At 62.0% G+C, this 17,066-nt stretch carries 17 protein-coding genes; 4 read left to right on the top strand and 13 right to left on the bottom strand.

From position 1 onward, the window contains the following. Positions 1-106: 106 nt before the first annotated feature. The 7 genes from QUE41_RS00805 to QUE41_RS00775 form a co-directional block, all read right to left on the bottom strand. The gene (locus QUE41_RS00805; protein WP_286341130.1) at positions 107-499 is read right to left on the bottom strand and encodes a MerR family DNA-binding protein; all 393 of its coding nucleotides are present in this window, start codon (positions 497-499) and stop codon (positions 107-109) included. Further along, on the bottom strand, positions 496-3,633 hold the full coding sequence (locus QUE41_RS00800; protein ID WP_286341129.1) for an efflux RND transporter permease subunit: 3,138 nt from the start codon (positions 3,631-3,633) through the stop codon (positions 496-498). Before QUE41_RS00800 ends, QUE41_RS00805 begins: the two co-directional genes overlap by 4 nt. Positions 3,634-3,641: 8 nt before the next feature. Further along, entirely contained in the window at positions 3,642-5,270 is a 1,629-nt protein-coding gene (locus QUE41_RS00795; RefSeq protein ID WP_286341128.1) for an efflux RND transporter periplasmic adaptor subunit, read from the bottom strand. A 134-nt stretch (positions 5,271-5,404) separates the two neighbouring features. Next, complete coding sequence (locus QUE41_RS00790) at positions 5,405-5,758, bottom strand: hypothetical protein (RefSeq protein ID WP_286341127.1); 354 nt, start codon at positions 5,756-5,758, stop codon at positions 5,405-5,407. 109 nt (positions 5,759-5,867) lie between these two features. Continuing rightward, the gene (locus QUE41_RS00785) at positions 5,868-6,536 is read right to left on the bottom strand and encodes a heavy metal-binding domain-containing protein (protein ID WP_286341126.1); all 669 of its coding nucleotides are present in this window, start codon (positions 6,534-6,536) and stop codon (positions 5,868-5,870) included. Between the two features lie 55 nt (positions 6,537-6,591). Beyond that, complete coding sequence (locus QUE41_RS00780) at positions 6,592-6,942, bottom strand: hypothetical protein (protein WP_286341125.1); 351 nt, start codon at positions 6,940-6,942, stop codon at positions 6,592-6,594. Positions 6,943-7,043: 101 nt separating this feature from the next. Then, complete coding sequence (locus tag QUE41_RS00775; protein WP_286341124.1) at positions 7,044-7,607, bottom strand: chorismate--pyruvate lyase family protein; 564 nt, start codon at positions 7,605-7,607, stop codon at positions 7,044-7,046. A 365-nt stretch (positions 7,608-7,972) separates the two neighbouring features. Between QUE41_RS00775 and QUE41_RS00770 the strand changes: the two genes are divergently transcribed. Continuing rightward, positions 7,973-8,275 (top strand): flagellar basal body-associated protein FliL, encoded by a 303-nt coding sequence (locus tag QUE41_RS00770; RefSeq protein ID WP_286341123.1) that lies wholly within the window; start codon positions 7,973-7,975, stop codon positions 8,273-8,275. Positions 8,276-8,305: 30 nt separating this feature from the next. On the opposite strand, the gene glpG is transcribed toward QUE41_RS00770, so the two are convergent. The 5 genes from glpG to QUE41_RS00745 all read right to left on the bottom strand — a co-directional run bounded on the left by glpG (position 8,306) and on the right by QUE41_RS00745 (position 12,732). Next, a complete protein-coding gene (gene glpG / locus QUE41_RS00765; RefSeq protein WP_286341122.1) occupies positions 8,306-9,145 on the bottom strand; it encodes a rhomboid family intramembrane serine protease GlpG in 840 nt (279 codons plus the stop codon). Next, on the bottom strand, positions 9,142-9,462 hold the full coding sequence (gene glpE, locus QUE41_RS00760) for a thiosulfate sulfurtransferase GlpE (protein ID WP_286341121.1): 321 nt from the start codon (positions 9,460-9,462) through the stop codon (positions 9,142-9,144). The genes glpG and glpE overlap by 4 nt, the downstream gene beginning before the upstream one ends. 134 nt (positions 9,463-9,596) lie before the next feature. Then, positions 9,597-10,622 (bottom strand): L-threonine 3-dehydrogenase, encoded by a 1,026-nt coding sequence (gene tdh, locus QUE41_RS00755; RefSeq protein ID WP_286342885.1) that lies wholly within the window; start codon positions 10,620-10,622, stop codon positions 9,597-9,599. A gap of 8 nt (positions 10,623-10,630) precedes the next feature. Further along, positions 10,631-11,827, bottom strand: coding sequence for a glycine C-acetyltransferase (locus tag QUE41_RS00750; RefSeq protein ID WP_286341120.1), 1,197 nt, complete (start codon positions 11,825-11,827; stop codon positions 10,631-10,633). Between the two features lie 245 nt (positions 11,828-12,072). Beyond that, positions 12,073-12,732 (bottom strand): TetR/AcrR family transcriptional regulator, encoded by a 660-nt coding sequence (locus tag QUE41_RS00745; RefSeq protein ID WP_286341119.1) that lies wholly within the window; start codon positions 12,730-12,732, stop codon positions 12,073-12,075. A gap of 107 nt (positions 12,733-12,839) precedes the next feature. Here QUE41_RS00745 and waaA point away from each other — a divergent pair, with 107 nt between their 5' ends. Further along, positions 12,840-14,105 carry a lipid IV(A) 3-deoxy-D-manno-octulosonic acid transferase gene (waaA, locus tag QUE41_RS00740; protein ID WP_286341118.1) on the top strand — a complete coding sequence of 422 codons (1,266 nt, stop codon included), beginning with the start codon at positions 12,840-12,842 and terminating at the stop codon, positions 14,103-14,105. Here waaA and QUE41_RS00735 read toward each other — a convergent pair. After that, the gene (locus tag QUE41_RS00735; protein WP_286341117.1) at positions 14,085-14,789 is read right to left on the bottom strand and encodes a 3-deoxy-D-manno-octulosonic acid kinase; all 705 of its coding nucleotides are present in this window, start codon (positions 14,787-14,789) and stop codon (positions 14,085-14,087) included. The two genes, waaA and QUE41_RS00735, sit on opposite strands and share 21 nt — an antisense overlap. A gap of 149 nt (positions 14,790-14,938) precedes the next feature. Between QUE41_RS00735 and QUE41_RS00730 the strand changes: the two genes are divergently transcribed. After that, on the top strand, positions 14,939-15,994 hold the full coding sequence (locus QUE41_RS00730; protein WP_286342884.1) for a glycosyltransferase family 9 protein: 1,056 nt from the start codon (positions 14,939-14,941) through the stop codon (positions 15,992-15,994). Between the two features lie 32 nt (positions 15,995-16,026). After that, complete coding sequence (locus QUE41_RS00725) at positions 16,027-17,025, top strand: NAD-dependent epimerase (protein WP_286341116.1); 999 nt, start codon at positions 16,027-16,029, stop codon at positions 17,023-17,025. The last annotated feature ends 41 nt before the right edge of the window (positions 17,026-17,066 follow it).

Below are 17,066 nucleotides of genomic sequence, written 5' to 3'. Positions count from 1 at the left end.
GCACCTGCGCACCGCCGTTGAGCCCGTGGGGAATCGCTGAAGCACAACCAGACAGCCATAAAAAAGAGGCGCCTCGGCGCCTCTTTGCATTTGCATCGGTGCGACGCTAGCGAACGCCGCCATTCAGGGTGTCTAGGATGCTGCACTGGGCCCCGGCACCACCGGGGCAGCCTCCAACCAGCCCGGACAGGCGCCGCTCCAGAGACCTCAGCTGGTCCAGTTTGTCACGCACCTGGCCCAGTTGCTCCGATGCCATCGCTTTCACCTCTGCGGCCGTCCGCCGTTCGCTGCCGTTGAGAGCCAGCAGGGTGGCGCACTGCTCCAGAGAAAACCCCAGGGCCTTGCACCTGGCCACAAACTGCAGCTGAGCCAGCTGCACCCGGCCATAGCTGCGGTAGCCGTTGTCACCCCGGGGGGCGGCCACCAGACCAATGTCATGGTAGTAACGAATGGCCTTGACGCTGAGCCCGGTCTCCCGGGCCACCTCGCCTATCTTCATGCCTCCTCCTTCAGCTCCCTGCGGTAGATCAACAGATAGAGGGCAGGAATCACGAACAGCGACAGCAGGGGTGCAGTCACCATGCCTCCCACCATGGGGGCGGCGATCTTCTGCATCACGTCATTACCGGAACCGGCACCCCACATGATGGGCAACAGGCCGAAGAAGATGGTGGCCACGGTCATCGCCTTGGGTCGGATGCGCATCACCGCCCCCTCCATCAGCGCCTCACGCAGATCCGCCACCGACGAATAGGCACCGGACTTGCGTCTGGCCTTGATGGCGTTGTTCAGGTAGACCTGCATCACCACCCCGAACTCCGCCGCCACCCCGGCCAGGGCGATCATCCCCACCGCCACGGCGACCGACAGGTTGTACTCCAGCAGATAGAGCAGCCAGGCGGAGCCCACCAGGGCAAAGGGCAGGCTGAGCATGATGATGCCCGCCTGCAGGGTGGAACCGAAGGTGAGCATCAGCAGCAGGAAGATCACCGCCAGGGTCATGGGGATCACCTGGACCATCTTCGCCTCTACCCGCTGCATATACTCATACTGACCGGCGAAGCTGACACTGTAACGGGCCGGCAGCTTCAGCTGGCTGTCCAGGGCCTGACGGGCCTGATCGATGTACTCGCCGATGGAGATCCCCTTGATGTCCACAAACACCCAGGAGATCAGCCGGCCATTTTCGCTCTTGAGCATGGGGGCGCCGTCGCTGATGCTGATGTCGGCGATGTTGGACAGGGGGATGTAATGACCCTTGGCGGTCACCACAGGCAGGGCCCTGAGTTTATCGATGTCATCCCGCAGCTCCCTGGGATAGCGCAGGTTGATGGGGTAGCGCTCTGCCCCCTGCACCGATTCACCAATCTGCATGCCACCGATGGCCAGGCGTACCACGTTCTGTACATCGTCCAGGCTGAGGCCGTAGCGGGCCGCCACCGCCAGCTTGGGTTCGATGTCGATGTAGCGGCCGCCCCCTACCCGCTCGGCGAAGGCGGAGACAGTGCCGGACAGCGGGGTCAGTATCGCTTCAATTTCGCCGCCGATACGCTGCAGCTCGTCCACGTCCGCACCGGAGATCTTGATGCCGATGGGGGTCTTGATGCCGGTGGAGAGCATGTCGATGCGGGTCTTGATCGGCTGCACCCAGGCGTTGGTCACCCCGGGCACCTTCACGGTGCGCTGCAGCTCATCGATGACCCCCTCCAGGGTCATACCCTCCCGCCAACTCTCCCTGGGGTTGAGCATGATGGTGGTCTCCAGCATGGTCAGCGGGGCCGGATCCGTGGCGGTTTCCGCCCGTCCCACCTTGCCGAACACCCGTTTCACCTCGGGGATGGTCTTGATCAGCCGGTCGGTCTGCTGCAACAGCTCCGCCGCCTTGCCGGCGCTCACTCCGGGCAGGGTGGTGGGCATATACAGCAGGTCCCCCTCCTCCAGCTCAGGCATGAACTCCGAGCCCAGCCGGCTGGTGGGGTACCAGGCACTCGCCAGGGCAACGATGGCCAGCACCAGGGTGATCCTGGGGAATCGCAGCACCAGTCCCAGGGAGGGACGATAGAGGGCGATCAACAGCCTACTGATGGGGTTCTTGCGCTCATCGGGAATGCGTCCGCGAATGAAGTAGCCCATCAGCACCGGGATCAGGGTGATCGCCAGCAGGGCCGAGGCGGCCATGGCAAAGGTCTTGGTGTAGGCCAGGGGGTGGAACAGCCGTCCCTCCTGAGCCTCCAATACGAACACCGGCATGAAGCTCAGGGTGATGATCAGCAGGCTGAAGAACAGCGCCGGCCCCACCTCCACCGACGCCTCCTTCATCAGTTGCCAGCGCTCTGGCTCCAGGGGCTCACGGCCCTGGTCGGCCTTGAAGTGCTCCAGGTGTTTGTGGGCGTTCTCCACCATCACGATGGCGGCATCCACCACGGCACCGATGGCGATGGCGATCCCCCCCAGGCTCATGATGTTGGCATTCACCCCCATCCAGCCCATGATGATAAAGCTCACCAGGATGGACAGCGGCAGGGTGATCACCGCCACCAGGGTGGAGCGGGCGTGCAGCAGAAACAGCAGGCACACCAGGCCCACCACCGCCATCTCCTCGATCACCTTGCCCTTAAGGTTGTCCACAGAGTTGAGAATCAGCTGGGAACGGTCGTAGGTGGTCACCACCTCCACCCCCTCGGGCAGGCCCGCCTTGAGGGTAGCCAGCTTAGCTTTGACCGCGTCTATAGTGGCCAGGGCATTTTCACCGTAACGCATGACGATGATGCCGCCCACCACTTCACCTTCCCCATCCAGCTCCGCCATGCCGCGGCGGGAGGCCGGCCCCAGGCGCAGGGTGGCCACATCCTTGAGCAGCACAGGGTTGCCGACGTCGGAGACCACCCCCAGGGGGATCTCGGCGAAATCCACCAGGCTCTGGCGATAGCCCTTGGAGCGGATCATGTACTCCGCCTCGGCCATCTCCACCACCGAACCACCCACCTCGGCGTTGGCCCGGTCGATGGCCTGCTTCACCCGGCCGATATCCAGCTTGTAGAGGGCCAGCTTGTGCGGGTCGACCACCACCTGGTAGCTCTGTTCCATGCCACCTATGGTGGCCACCTCGGACACCCCGGCCACACTCTGCAGCTCCAGCTTCAGATACCAGTCCTGCAGGCTGCGTAGCTGGGCCAGATCGTGCTTACCACTGCGATCCACCAGGGCGTATTCAAACACCCAGCCCACCCCGGAGGCGTCGGGCCCCAGTTCAGGCCGGGCGGCGGCCGGCAGTTGCCCCTGTACCTGGGACAGGTACTCCAGCACCCGGGAACGGGCCCAGTAGATGTCGGTGCCATCCTCAAAAATGACGTAGACGTAGGAGTCGCCGAAGAAGGAGTAACCGCGCACCGTCTTGGCGCCGGGCACCGCCAGCATCGCCGAGGAGAGCGGGTAGGTCACCTGCTCCTCCACCAGTTGTGGTGCCTGTCCCGGATAGGGGGTCTTGACGATCACCTGGACGTCGGACAGGTCCGGCAGGGCATCCAGTGGGGTGGTGCGCAGTGCCTGCCAGCCTACCAGGGCGATCACCGCCATCACCACCAGCACCATCACCCGCTGGCGGATGGAGGCTTCAATGATTTTTTCCAGCATGGGACCTCCTAGTGGCTGTGGCCGCTGTGGGCGCTGCCACTGGTCATCCGCATCAGGCTGCCCTTGAGGCTGGCCTCGGAATCCAGCAGGAACTGACCGGACACCACCACCCGCTCACCGGGCTCGATGCCGGAGAGGATCTCCGCCTTGCCCCGGGCGATCATCCCCAGGGTCACCTCCTTGACCACAAACTCGGTCTCGGACCTCTGCACCACCACCCGGTTACTGCGACCGGTCTGGATCAGCGCCTCGGTGGGCACCAGAGTCAGGCCGCGCTTGGCGGTGCCATAGAGCTCCACATCCACCAGGGAGCCGGGACGCAGCTTGCCTTCAGGGTTGGCCAGACTGACCCGCACCTGCATCGCCCGGGTCACCGGATCCAGCTCGGGATAGATGTAGTCGATCTGCCCCTCCAGCTCGAACAGCCCCAGGGCAGACGCGGTTACCGCCGCATCCTGGCCTACCTTGAACCAGCCCTGCTGGTTCTCAAACACCTCGGCGATCACCCAGACCCTGTCCAGATTCACCAGCTTCATCACCTCGGTGGCTGGCTGGATATACATGCCGTCGCGGACATTGAGCTGACTGATGTAGCCATCTTGCTGGGCATAGAAGGGCACCCGGTAGAGGCTCTTGCCGGTACGCTCCAGGCGCTGAATCAGGCCGGAGTCCATCCCCAGCAACTCCAGACGCAACCTGGCTTTGCGCATCAGCTCAGGTCCGCGGATGGTGTCGCTCTTGAGGCTGCCCATGGCCAGCAGATAATCATCCTGGGCATTGACCAGTTCCGGGCTGTACAGCTCAAACAACAGGTCGCCCTTTTTCACCGGGTCGCCGACCGAGGCAACCCCCAGCTTTTCGATCCAGCCGGACACCCGGGCATGGATGTGGCTGAGGGCATCCTGGTCATACTCCACCGTGCCTATGGTATTGATGTAGCGCCACAGGGTGCCCTGCTCCACGGCTTCCACCCGCATACCCAGGGCTTGTTGCATGCCTCCGGGCACACCCACCACCACCTCTTCGGTGCTGGCACCCAGCTCCACCTTCTCCAGGTCCATGCCACAGATGGGGCAGGATCCTGGGTCATCGGAGACGATATGGGGGTGCATGGGGCAGACGTACTTGACCCCTCCGCCGTTGGACGGCAGCGGGCTGGGCTTGGCCACAGGAGACGCCATTGGTGCTGCCATGGCGTCGTGGTCATGACCTGCATGGGCGTCGCCCTCCACAGGCTGCAGGAACATGTTGCAGATGGGGCAGCGGTCCCCCTCCCCACCGGTCTGCTCCGGATGCATGGGGCAGGCATAGGGCCGGGCCGCCTCCTCCTCATCCTCCTCCGGAGTCAGATACATATTGCAGATGGCACAGCGATCGCCGATGGCCCCGGTCTGGTCCGGGTGCATGGGGCAGGCATAGGGCGCATCCACCGGGGTGAGAAACATCTTGCACTCAGGGCAGCGGTCGCCTTGGTGGCCGGTCTGATCCAGGTGCATGGGACAGGCGTAGGGTTCGGCCTGTTCAGCGTGATTATGGGCGGGCGCACTGGCCTGCTGGGCGTGGAGTGGCATGGCCAACATCGGCACAGCCAGCATCAAAACCAGCAGCCAACGGGCGGAAAAGTTGTCACCAAACATCTTGGCTTCTCCTCGAATCCGGCTCTATCTCTGGGATAGCCCGGACACCTCTTTATAGTCGGTAGGCCCGATTCACGGGCCAGGTAGGGTGCCGGTCAAGGCACCCTGGGTGTCAAAGTCGTCGCTATAAAGGGTCAGGCGATGGGAGGTCGCTCATCAGACTCCAGACAGACGGAGTCAAAACTGGTGAGATAGGCGGGGGGTTCGCCATGCTGTGGCGAACGGCCGATCTGCAGGGGCGAAACCGGCGTGGAGCTGTAATGGAAACAGTCCTGACACTGGCTGCAGCCGCTGTCACAGTCCATGGCCATGGTTCCGGTCATGGTCCCGCCATCACAACAGCAGCTCTCCTCTTCGGCCTGGGCCGAATCGGACATCTGGCTGTGGCAGTCCATGGTGGCCATGGCCTGAACCGAGTCTCCCATGGGCATCATCGGCATACGCGCCACCGCACCCTGGCTTATCAGCGCCAGTGCGAGTAACAGCATGCTCAGTACTCTGCTCAATGGGGTCATGGTCGGTTCAGTTCTCTAGCCTGTGGCCACCATTATGAACGAATTTCCGAAAAAAAGTTCACCCTTTTTTCAAAGCCCGCCATCAATGATGGCTGTGACCCTTACCGGCCTGGGCCATAGGCTCCAGATCCATGCCGCACTTGGGGCAGCTGTCACCCTCAAAACCGCGGATCTTGGGGTTCATGGGGCAGGCGTGGGTATAGGCCTGACGGTCTGCCTTGGCAACCGGCTCCAGATCCATGCCGCACTTGGGACAGCTGTCGCCCTCAAAACCGACGATCTTGGGGTTCATCGGGCAGGCATGGGTGTAGTGGGCCCCTTTGCCGCTCATCTTGGGGCAGTTGGCGCAATCATGCTTGTGCTGATGCTTGGCATGCTTGTCCTTGTTGGGGCAATTGGCCTTGTCGCAGTCATGCTTGGCGTGCTTGCCCTTGTTGGGGCAGTTGGCCTTGTCGCAGTCATGCTTGGCGTGCTTGGCCTTGTTGGGACAATTGGCCTTGTCGCAGTCATGTTTGGCATGCTGATGTTTGTGATGGCCGTGGCCCTTGGCAGCCACAGGCGTCAGTGCCATACCACACTTGGGACACTCATCCCCGGCCACCCCTTTCACCTTGGGGTGCATGGGGCAGGCGTGGGTGGCTTCGGCCGCGGCATGGGCGCCATGGCCCTCGGCATGGGCCTGAACCTGGGCAGAGAATGGGGTGGCAATCAAGGCGGCCATCAGGGCCACTGCAGCAAAAAACTTGTTCATGGTTACTCCAAAATTCAATCTAATCGGTGACGTTATGTCGAGCAGTAATCTGGAGTTAACCGATGGGAGGCCGCAACGCCTGTTCCGGCGGACAGGAGTCCACATGCATCAGAGGGGGCGCCAGGGGCGCCGAATGCCGGGCTACCGCCATGGCCACCTGAGAGGTCACCAGGCTGGTGGGAGGGATCAGGATCTGACAATGGCCACACTCGCCTTCGCAGTAGTGCTCCACGCCATGGCAAGGCGTCGGGTGACAGTCGGCCTCGGACTCCTCCATGGCAACATGATGGCCATGACCATGCTGCTCCCCGGAGGGTGGCGCCATAAGATGGATGCGCGCCACCGCCCCCTGGCACACCAGGGTCAGCAACAAGATCAACATCATCGGCACGGAGCAGCGAGTCACCCTCAACCCCTTATATTAGATACTGTGCATATTATGCCTGAATCAAGCAGATGAGAATGAGTGCGAGTTCACATTTACTGAACAGAAAAAGCTCAATGAAATCAGGCGGAGAGGAGCAGAGTCTCGTAGGCGGGAGGCAGGAACACTTCGGATACTCGCAGGCTTCGGCCTGCCAATTCAAACTCTCGCTGGCGGCCCCAGAGCCCTTCGGCCACCGGATACCCCAGTTTTTTCGCCTGAGTACCGGCACTGCTGCGCTCCCCATAACGGCACACCTGCAGAGGCCCTCTGACCAGGTTGCCGGAAGCAAACAGCCTCTCTCCCAGGGGTTGGTTACCCAGATTGGGGAAATCGATTTCGGAGCACTCCAGGGTGGCGCGGGGCACTTCGGTGATGGCGTACACCCAGGGCACGCCGTCAAGCTTCAGCAACACCACCCTCTGCCAGATGGGCTGCCCCACCTCCCAGCCCGGGCCGGGCTGAACCGCAGGCCCAACCCCCTCCTGCAATAGCTCGACCTCGAAGCGTCGACAGAGCGCTTTGAGTTTGAGCGTCAGAGAGCCCTTGTCCTGCAGCCAGGGCAGCAGTTTGGCCGGCGGCTGGGTCATCTCGATGACCGGGTGCACGTCTGCCTGATTGAGGGCTTCTAGGGTGGTTGCCGTCATTACGACTCCTATACAGTGGGTCAGGGTGTGTTGGCCGTTGATCCTTGGGCCCGATAACAGGTTCATCTCAAGCCGCCCCTGACCATCCTTTTTTCACCGCCAAGACAGGCTGGCGCCAAAACCGTCAGCGAAGATCCACACACCCATTCCCATAGTATCAAAACTAGATTTGGAGCCAAGGAAACTCTGTATTAGAGTTGATATGCTAACTACTCGCACATGTGAATATGGAGACCCAAGGGATAATGCGTTTAGCCAACTGCTTTTTGGCCCTGATACTGATTTTATCGCCGTGGGCCATGGCCGAGGAGGCCGCACAAGAGGGGGCTGCCAGTGCATACTCTGACAATTATGGTTATTACGGTTTGGAGCCGGAAATTACCACTAATTATGTCACCGACAGCAGCCGCCTGGGCTATATCCGGGTCAGCATCGAGTTGATGCTCGAAGACGCCAATAACGTCGCCATTGTGGAGCACCATGCCCCACTGATCCGCAGTACCATCATCGAGATCCTCGGCGAACAGGACGAAGAGAAGATTCAGTCTCTCACCGGCCGGGAAGAGATTCGCCGCTACTGCTTTGAGACCGTCAACCAGTTGCTGGAGCAGGAGGTGGGGGAGCCCCTGCTGGTCAACCTGTTGTTTACCAAATTCCTGTATCAGTGAAGAAAAAGGGGAGCTTCTGCTCCCCTTTCTTTATGCCCTTCGGGTCCGGCCACCGCTGTCCATCAGCGCCTGGGCCAGTCCCACCAGCAATCCACCAAGGTGGGCCCAATTGGCCATGTTCATAAAGCCCATGAAGCCCATCACCAGCCATAGAATCAGAAACATCATGTAGGAGTCGGGCAGCACTATTCCCCGCTGGGGCGCCAGCCTGCCCATCAGCCAACAGTAGCCCACCAGGGCATACACCACCCCGGAGAGCCCGCCAAACGCCGGCCCGACCATGGCAAACTGAACCAGATTGGGCAGGGCCGCTCCCGCCAGCAGCAGTACAAACAGCTTGCCACTGCCCAGGCGCTGCTCCACCTGTCCCCCCAGGAACCACCACCACAGCAGGTTGAAGACGATGTGCATGGGGTCGAAGTGCAGCAGTATGGGGGAGAACAGCCGCCAGCCCTGCTCCAGGGAGAAGGCATCCCAGCTTTCGAAGAAGTGCAGGGCATAGAACAGCGGCTGCTGCCAGCGCAGCACTCCCCAGGGAATATAGACGGCGATGCAGACCAGCATCACCAACAGGGTTACCGGTCCCGCCCGGCCCAGCAGGGTTCCCATCAGCTGCTTCAGGGGTTTGCCATAACTCAGGCCATTATCGGTACTGCCGTTGCGCCAGGAAGCCTCGTGATACCTGGGGTGCAGAGGATCCGCCAGGAAGCGCTCGAACTCCACCTTGGCTCTGGGCTGATCCACCTCGGGCACCCAGATCTCCACCCCCTGCTCACTGCGGCTCAGCTCGGCTTTGACCCCAAGGCCCGCCAGGTAATCCACAAAGGCCTGGGCCGCCCTGGGGTTGTTCAGTACACCTAGGGCAATCATCCGGCTTCCACCTCGGCGCCGGACTGTGTCCAGGCTTCCATGCCGCCTATCAGGCTGTAGACCTGCTCAAACCCCTGCTCCGCCAGGTACTGGGCCGCACTCTGGCTGCTGATGCCGTGGTAGCACACCACCACCAGGGGATCCTCATACTCCCCCTCCATCATAAACTGGGCCAGGTTGCCCTGATGCAACCTCAGGGCGCCGGGGATCCGCCCCCGGACGAAGGACTCGGGATCCCGGATGTCCACCAGTTGCACCCCTCCCTGCTGCTGCAGCTGGGAAAGTGCCCCCAGATCGATGTTCTGATAGTTGGCCACACACTTCTCCTTTGGACCTGCTGACCGCCGTTGTTTCGCTATACACCCTCAAGCGCCAGAGCCTCAGTGTATCGAAAAACCCCGGCGGATAAAAAAGGGCCGGTAAACCGGCCCTGTTCATCCTCTTTACGAGATCAATCCCAGTTGAGGATCACCTTGCCGGACTGGCCACCGCGCATCACATCGAACCCTTCCTGGAAATCGTCGATGTGGAAGTGGTGGGTGATGATGGGGGTGATGTCCAGGCCGGACTGGATCAGGCTGGCCATCTTGTACCAGGTCTCGAACATCTCCCGGCCATAGATACCCTTAAGGATCAGTCCCTTGAAGATCACCTGATTCCAGTCGATGCCCATGGAACCCGGGGGAATGCCCAACATGGCGATCTTGCCGCCGTGATTCATGGTTTCCAGCATGGAATTGAACGCGCTGGGGACACCGGACATCTCCAGGCCCACATCGAAGCCCTCGGTCATCTTCAGCTCGGTCATCACATCTTCCAGCTTCTCCTTAGCCACGTTCACCGTGCGGGTGGCACCCATCTTGGCGGCCAGCTCCAGACGGTAATCGTTGACGTCGGTGATCACCACGTGACGGGCACCCACGTGACGGGCCACGGCGGCAGCCATGATGCCGATGGGACCGGCACCGGTGATCAGCACATCCTCACCCACCAGATCGAAAGAGAGGGCGGTGTGCACCGCATTGCCGAAGGGGTCGAAGATGGACGCCAGATCATCGCTGATGTCATCGGGGATCTTGAAGGCGTTGAAGGCGGGGATCACCAGGTACTCGGCAAAGGCGCCGTCCCGGTTGACGCCCACACCCGAGGTGTTGCGACACAGATGGGTACGGCCGCCACGGCAGTTGCGGCAGTGGCCACAGGTGATGTGGCCTTCACCGGAGACCCGGTCGCCCAGCTCAAACCCACGCACCTCCTGGCCCATGTCCACCACTTCGCCCACGTACTCGTGTCCCACCACCATGGGTACCGGGATGGTCTTCTGAGACCACTCGTCCCAGTTGTAGATGTGCACATCGGTGCCGCAGATGGCGGTCTTCTTAATCTTGATCAGCAGGTCGTTGTGCCCCAGCTTGGGTTTGGGGGCATCCACCATCCAGATCCCCATCTCGGGCTTGAGTTTCGACAGCGCTTTCATGGTGGTCATCAGATGATCTCCAGCTCTTTACCGATGCGGATGAAGGCATCGATCGCCTTATCCAGCTGTTCACGGGTGTGGGCGGCAGACATCTGGGTACGGATGCGCGCCTGGCCCTTGGGCACCACGGGGAAGGAGAAACCAATCACGTAGATCCCCTCCGCCAGCAGGCGGTCGGCGAACTCGGACGCCAGGGCAGCGTCGCCAATCATCACCGGGATGATGGCGTGATCGGCACCGGCCAGGGTGAATCCGGCGTCGCTCATGCGGCTGCGGAAATGGTTGGCGTTGTCCCACAACTGGGCACGCAGTGCCTGACCTTCGGCAATCAGGTCCAGCACCTTGAGGGAGGCGGCGACGATGGCCGGTGCCAGGGAGTTGGAGAACAGGTAGGGACGGCTGCGTTGACGCAACCAGTCGATCACCTCTTTCTTGCCGGAAGTGAAACCGCCGGAGGCACCGCCCAGGGCCTTGCCCAGGGTGCCGGTGATGATGTCCACCCGCTCCATCACCTTGCAGTGCTCATGGGTGCCGCGACCGCCTTCGCCGACAAAGCCCACGGCGTGGGAGTCGTCCACCATCACCAGGGCGCCATACTGGTCCGCCAGATCACAGATGCCTTCCAGGTTGGCGATCACGCCATCCATGGAGAACACGCCGTCGGTGGCAATCAGGATGTTACGGGCGCCGGCCTCACGGGCCTGCTTCAGGCAGCTCTCCAGCTCGGCCATGTCGTTGTTGGCGTAGCGGAACCGCTTGGCCTTACACAGGCGAACGCCGTCGATGATGGAGGCGTGGTTCAGGGCATCACTGACAATGGCGTCTTCTGGCCCCAGCAGGGTCTCAAACAGGCCGGCATTGGCATCGAAGCAGGAGGAGTAGAGGATGGTGTCTTCCATGCCCAGGAAGGCGGACAGCTTGGCTTCCAGTGCCTTGTGGATGTCCTGGGTACCGCAGATAAAGCGAACGGAGGCCATGCCGAAGCCGTGATCCGCCAGCCCCTGCTGAGCCGCAGCAACCAGCTCCGGGCTGTTGGCCAGACCCAGGTAGTTGTTGGCGCAGAAGTTGATGACCTGCTCCCCGGTGTTCACCTCAATGGCGGTCTGCTGGGGTGAAGTGATGACTCGCTCGTGCTTGTAAAGCCCATCGGCCTTTACGTCCTCCAGTTGCTGCTGGATCTGGGCGTAAAATGCGGAAGATGACATGCTGCCTCCCATTGGCATCCTTGATTATTGTGGGACGCGCCGCGCTGGTGGGCACAGGAACTTCCCAGACTCGGACCCCGTCAGGGGAGGAGATGGGAAGGGTGTGCGACGCGACAGCCCGTCTTAATTATTGGCGACATTCTAACGGGGGATGGGGCAGCTTGCAGCAGCAATCTGCCCCTTGGGGTATTTAAAACTGTAAAGGGTGGACTGGCGCAAATACAGCCAGCCCGGGTCGGTGCGCCTTAGGTCGGCTCGCCGCCCATGCTCTCGTAGAGTTCGCGATACTTGCGCTCGATACGATCGAACTCCGGCATCGCCGCATCGGAAACGATGCCCCTGAAGGTGATCAGCACCCGAATCACCCCTTTGTAGATCTCACGCTTGGTGATGCTGCTCTCCAGCATCTGGGCATTGCGATAGGAGATCCAACAAGTGACGATCTGCTTCAGGGTCTGAGCCAGGTCCTCGATGTACTTGTCCTCCACCACCACGGTGCCGTTGTCCCTAAGCAATCTCAGGTTGTCCGCCGCCACCTTGGTCATGCGGCTGTGCACCTCCAGGTAACGCTGGTGCAGCTCCTTGTCCCGGGTAAGGATGTCGGTAAGGTTGGCGTAGAAGAAACGGAAGCGCCACATCGCCTGGAACATACCGTCCAGGTAACGAACCAGGAACTCCAGATCACTCTCGTTCTCCACATCCAGAGGCCGGAACGCCTCAACGATGTAGTTCTCGTACTCCTTGTAGATGCAACGGATGATCTCTTCCTTGTTGCGGAAGTGGTAGTACAGGTTGCCGGGACTGATCCCCATATGGGCGGCGATGTGATTCGTTGTGATCGCCCGCTCACCATGCTCATTGAACAGTTCACGGCTGGCAAGAATGATTCTGTCTTTAGTCTTCATAGTTTTATCTTCTCTCTGACCTGGCCTAGCTTACCAGACACCAGTGGATTTGAAACAGCCCTGCCCCTGCCTTATGATGCGGGCTCCGACCAGTCACAGACCCGGCCATGAACCGAATACTCTACAGCCTGCTGCTGATCCTGCTCACTCCCCTGGTGCTGGCCTACCTGGGCTGGCGTGCCCTGCGCAGCCCGGATTACCGTGGCCGCCTCGGCGAACGCTTCGCCCTGAACCTGCCCAGGGTACGGGCGCCACTGATCGTCCACTGCGCCTCCATGGGGGAGACCCTGGCCGCCCTGGGACTGATCCGCACCCTGAAACAGCAACGTCCTGACACCCCGATTCTGGTGACCACCACCACCCCCACAGGCTCAGCCCAGGTGAAACAGCATCTGGGCGAACTGGTGCATCACTGCTACCTGCCGCTGGATCTGAGCCCGGTGATGGCCTGGTTCCTGAGCCGGTTGAAGCCGGTTGGGGTGGTATTGATGGAAACCGAGCTGTGGCCCAACCTGGTGCACCATTGCCATAAACGGCGGATCCCGGTGATCCTGGCCAACGCCCGCCTGTCCGAGCGCTCTGCCAAGGGCTATGGCCGCTTTCCGTCACTGGTGGGGCCGATGCTGGCACAACTGACCGCCGTGGCCGCCCAGAACAGCACCGACGGTGCCCGCCTGGTGAAACTGGGGGCCGCCCCGGCAGGCATGACCGACTGTGGCAGTCTCAAGTTTGATATTGCGGTGGACGATGCAGAGCGAGCGCACGCCAACACCCTGCGCCTGCAGCTGATGGGCGAACGCCCCTGCTGGCTGGCCGCCTCCACCCACCCGGGCGAGTTTGAGCTGGCCCTGGCCGCCCACAAAACCCTGCTAGAACACTTCCCTGACCTGCTGCTGATGCTGGTGCCCAGGCATCCGGAGCAGTTTGCCCGCGCCGCCGATCTCAGCCAGGAAGCGAACCTGACTCTGGCCCGGCGCAGCGACGGCGGCCCCATAGCCGACACCACCCAGGTGCTGATTGGCGACACCATGGGCGAGCTGAAAACCCTGTGCGGCATGAGCGACATCGCCCTGGTGGGTGGCAGCCTCATCGAACGGGGCGGCCACAACCCGCTGGAGCCGGCGGCCTTTGGCAAGCCGGTGCTGATGGGCCCGCACTACTTCAACTTCAAGGAGATCGGTGACCAGCTCAAGCAGGAGGGAGTGATGCTGGTGGTGGAGGATGAACACAACCTGGTGCAGGCCCTGGATCAGCTGCTGAGCGACCACAATGGCCGTCAACGCATGGGGGATGCGGCGCTGCAGTTTGTGGCGCGCAACCGCGGCGCCACCCAGCGTCAGGCGGAGGTGATCCTAGGCGTTGTAGCCGGCTAACAACGCCTGCCAGTGGGACTCCTGCCAATGGAGTCCCTCGACCCGCCCCAACTCCTTACGGAAGGAGCGCAGCAGCCGCTGCAGATTCCCCTGTTGCCAACCACTATCCGGGGTACGAATCTCGCCCCGGTCAAAATCGATGAGGTAGAACTGCTCGTCGTCCATCAGGATGTTGCGGGCATTGAGATCCGCATGATAGACCCCGGCCCGATGGAAACGGGCCAGCAGGGCGCCAAGCTGGCGCCACTTCTCCTCAGGCAGAGGCCCCTTGACCAGGCGCTTGACCAGATCCTGGCAACCCTCGAGACGCTCGGTGATGAGATCCGCCCGATACACCGGGCCTATGCGCACCACCTGGGCGGCCACCGGCCGGCTCACCGGCAGCTCCAGGGCCACCAGCTGCTCCAGCAGCGCCAGCTCCCGGTAGGCCCGGGTCTGCTCCAGGCCGGGCCACAGGTAGAGGTCCTTGATCAGCTTCCCCGGCAGCCCTCCCCGATAGTAGTGACGCAACACACAGCGAAAACCATCCACATTGAGGAACCAGGCCGGGTTACGGCCACTGGCATCGGAGTGGCCCTCCACCCTTCCCGCGGCCTCCAGAGCCTGGCGGTCAAACCAGGAGGCATCGGCAGGGCTGCCGTCCGCCAGCAGCAGGCTGGAGTGGTGGTTCTGAATCAGCTGCATGGGGCCGGACTCCGCGAATAATGGCCAGAAAAAGTGCGCTCATTGTGACCCTGGTCCGGGGCGATGGCAACACAGGGGGTAAAGAGACTTGGTCACAGCGGGGAATTTCATTAAAATTGCCGCTTTATCGGCCGGAAACCGCCCTGCTTATGCACTCCAGTTCGCCAATTCCCTCGACGCCCAGCTCCATCTGCATCATGCGCCTCTCCGCCATCGGTGATGTCTGCCATGCGGTGGCCATGGTGCAGGCCCTGCAGCGCCGCCACCCTCAGGCCAGCATCACCTGGGTGGTGGGCAAGGTGGAGGCCTCTCTGCTCGAGGGGCTGCCCGGCGTCGAGCTGGTGGTGTTCGACAAGCGCAAGGGCTGGGACGGCTACAAGGCGTTGTGGCGCTCCCTCAAGGGCCGCCGCTTCGATGTGCTGCTGCACATGCAGGTGGCCCTGCGCGCCTCCATCGCCACCCTGGGCATTCGTGCCAGGGTCAAGGTGGGCTTCGACAAGGCCAGGGCCAAAGAGGGACAGTGGCTGTTCACCAACCACAAGATTCAGCCCCAGGCCGAGCCTCATGTGCTCGATGGCTTTATGAACTTCGCCCGGGAGCTCGGCGTCACCGACACCTCGCCGCAGTGGCAGATGCCCCTGTCAGACGAGGACCTGAGCTTCGCCCGGAAGCGGATTCCCCAGGGACAGCGCACCCTGATCATCTGCCCCGCCGCCAGCAAGGGCGAGCGCAACTGGCTGCCGGAGCGCTACGCCGCCCTGGCCGATCACGCCGCCGGTCGCGGCCTGACCGTGCTGCTGTGTGGCGGCCCGGCGCCACTGGAAAAGCTGTTGGCTCAGGAGATTCAGCACTATGCTGAAGCTGAGATCACCAATCTGGTGGGCCAGACCAGCCTGAAGCAGCTGCTGGCCCTGCTGGGGCGCGCCACCCTGGTGCTGGCCCCGGACACCGGCCCTGCCCACATGGCGGTCACCCAGGGCACCCCGGTGGTGGGTCTGTACGCCCACTCCAACCCGGGCCGCACCGGCCCCTACACCAGCCAGGAGTGGGTGGTCAGCGCCTACCAGGAGCACATAGAGGCACAACAGGGCCAACCCCTGTCGGCGATCCCCTGGGGAACCCGGGCCAAAGGCCAGGAACTGATGCACGCCATCGAGGTCGATGCAGTAACCGCCAAGGTGGATGCCCTGCTGTCGCAGGCCTGATTATTGGTCCCACGAGGACAAAGGAAACATTTATGAGAATTCTGGTTACCGGCGCCGCCGGTTTCATCGGCTTCTACACCAGCAAACGACTGCTGGCCATGGGCCACCAGGTGGTGGGGCTGGACAACCTCAACGACTACTACGACGTAGCCCTCAAGCGTGCCCGTCTGGAACAGTTGCTGCCGGAGGAGAACTTCAGCTTCGTTGAGCTGGACCTGGCGGACCGGGACGGCATGGCCCAGCTGTTTGCCTGCGACCAGTTTGACCGGGTGGTGCACCTGGCCGCCCAGGCCGGGGTGCGATACTCCATCGACAACCCCATGGCCTACCTGGATTCCAACCTGGCGGGGATGATGACCATCCTCGAGGGCTGTCGTCAGCAGAAGGTGCCGCACCTGGTGTACGCCTCCTCCTCCTCGGTATACGGCATGAACAAGAAGGTGCCCTTCAGCGAGAGCGACGCGGTGGATCATCCGGTGAGCCTGTACGCCGCCACCAAAAAGTCCAATGAGCTGATGGCCCACACCTACAGCCACCTGTATGACCTGCCCACCACCGGGCTGAGGTTCTTCACCGTCTACGGCCCCATGGGCCGTCCGGACATGGCCTACTTCAGCTTTACCCGCAAGATCCTCGCCGGTGAGCCCATCGACGTGTTCAACCACGGCAAGCTGTCCCGGGACTTCACCTACATCGACGACATCGTCGAGGGCGTGGTGCGAGTGATGGAGGCGATCCCCCAGCGGGACGGCAACAACGACTGCGCCACTCCGGACCAGTCCAGCGCCCCCTACCAGCTGTTCAACATCGGCAACCATCAGCCGGTGGAGCTGCTGACCTTCATCCAGACCCTGGAGCAAGCCCTGGGGGTCAAGGCCAAGCTGAATATGAAGCCGATGCAGCCCGGTGACGTCTACACCACCTTCGCCGACACCGACAACCTGCAGCAGGCGGTGGGCTTCAGCCCGGACACCTCCCTGGCAGAGGGTCTGCAGCGGTTCGCCGACTGGTACCGAAGCTTCTACGGCTGATCGGGCCTCCGCGGCGTCAACATGATAAGATTTTTCCAATT

It is taken from the genome of Ferrimonas sp. YFM, assembly GCF_030296015.1.
Classification (GTDB): domain Bacteria; phylum Pseudomonadota; class Gammaproteobacteria; order Enterobacterales; family Shewanellaceae; genus Ferrimonas.
This window is presented reverse-complemented; position numbering and strand designations above follow the sequence as displayed.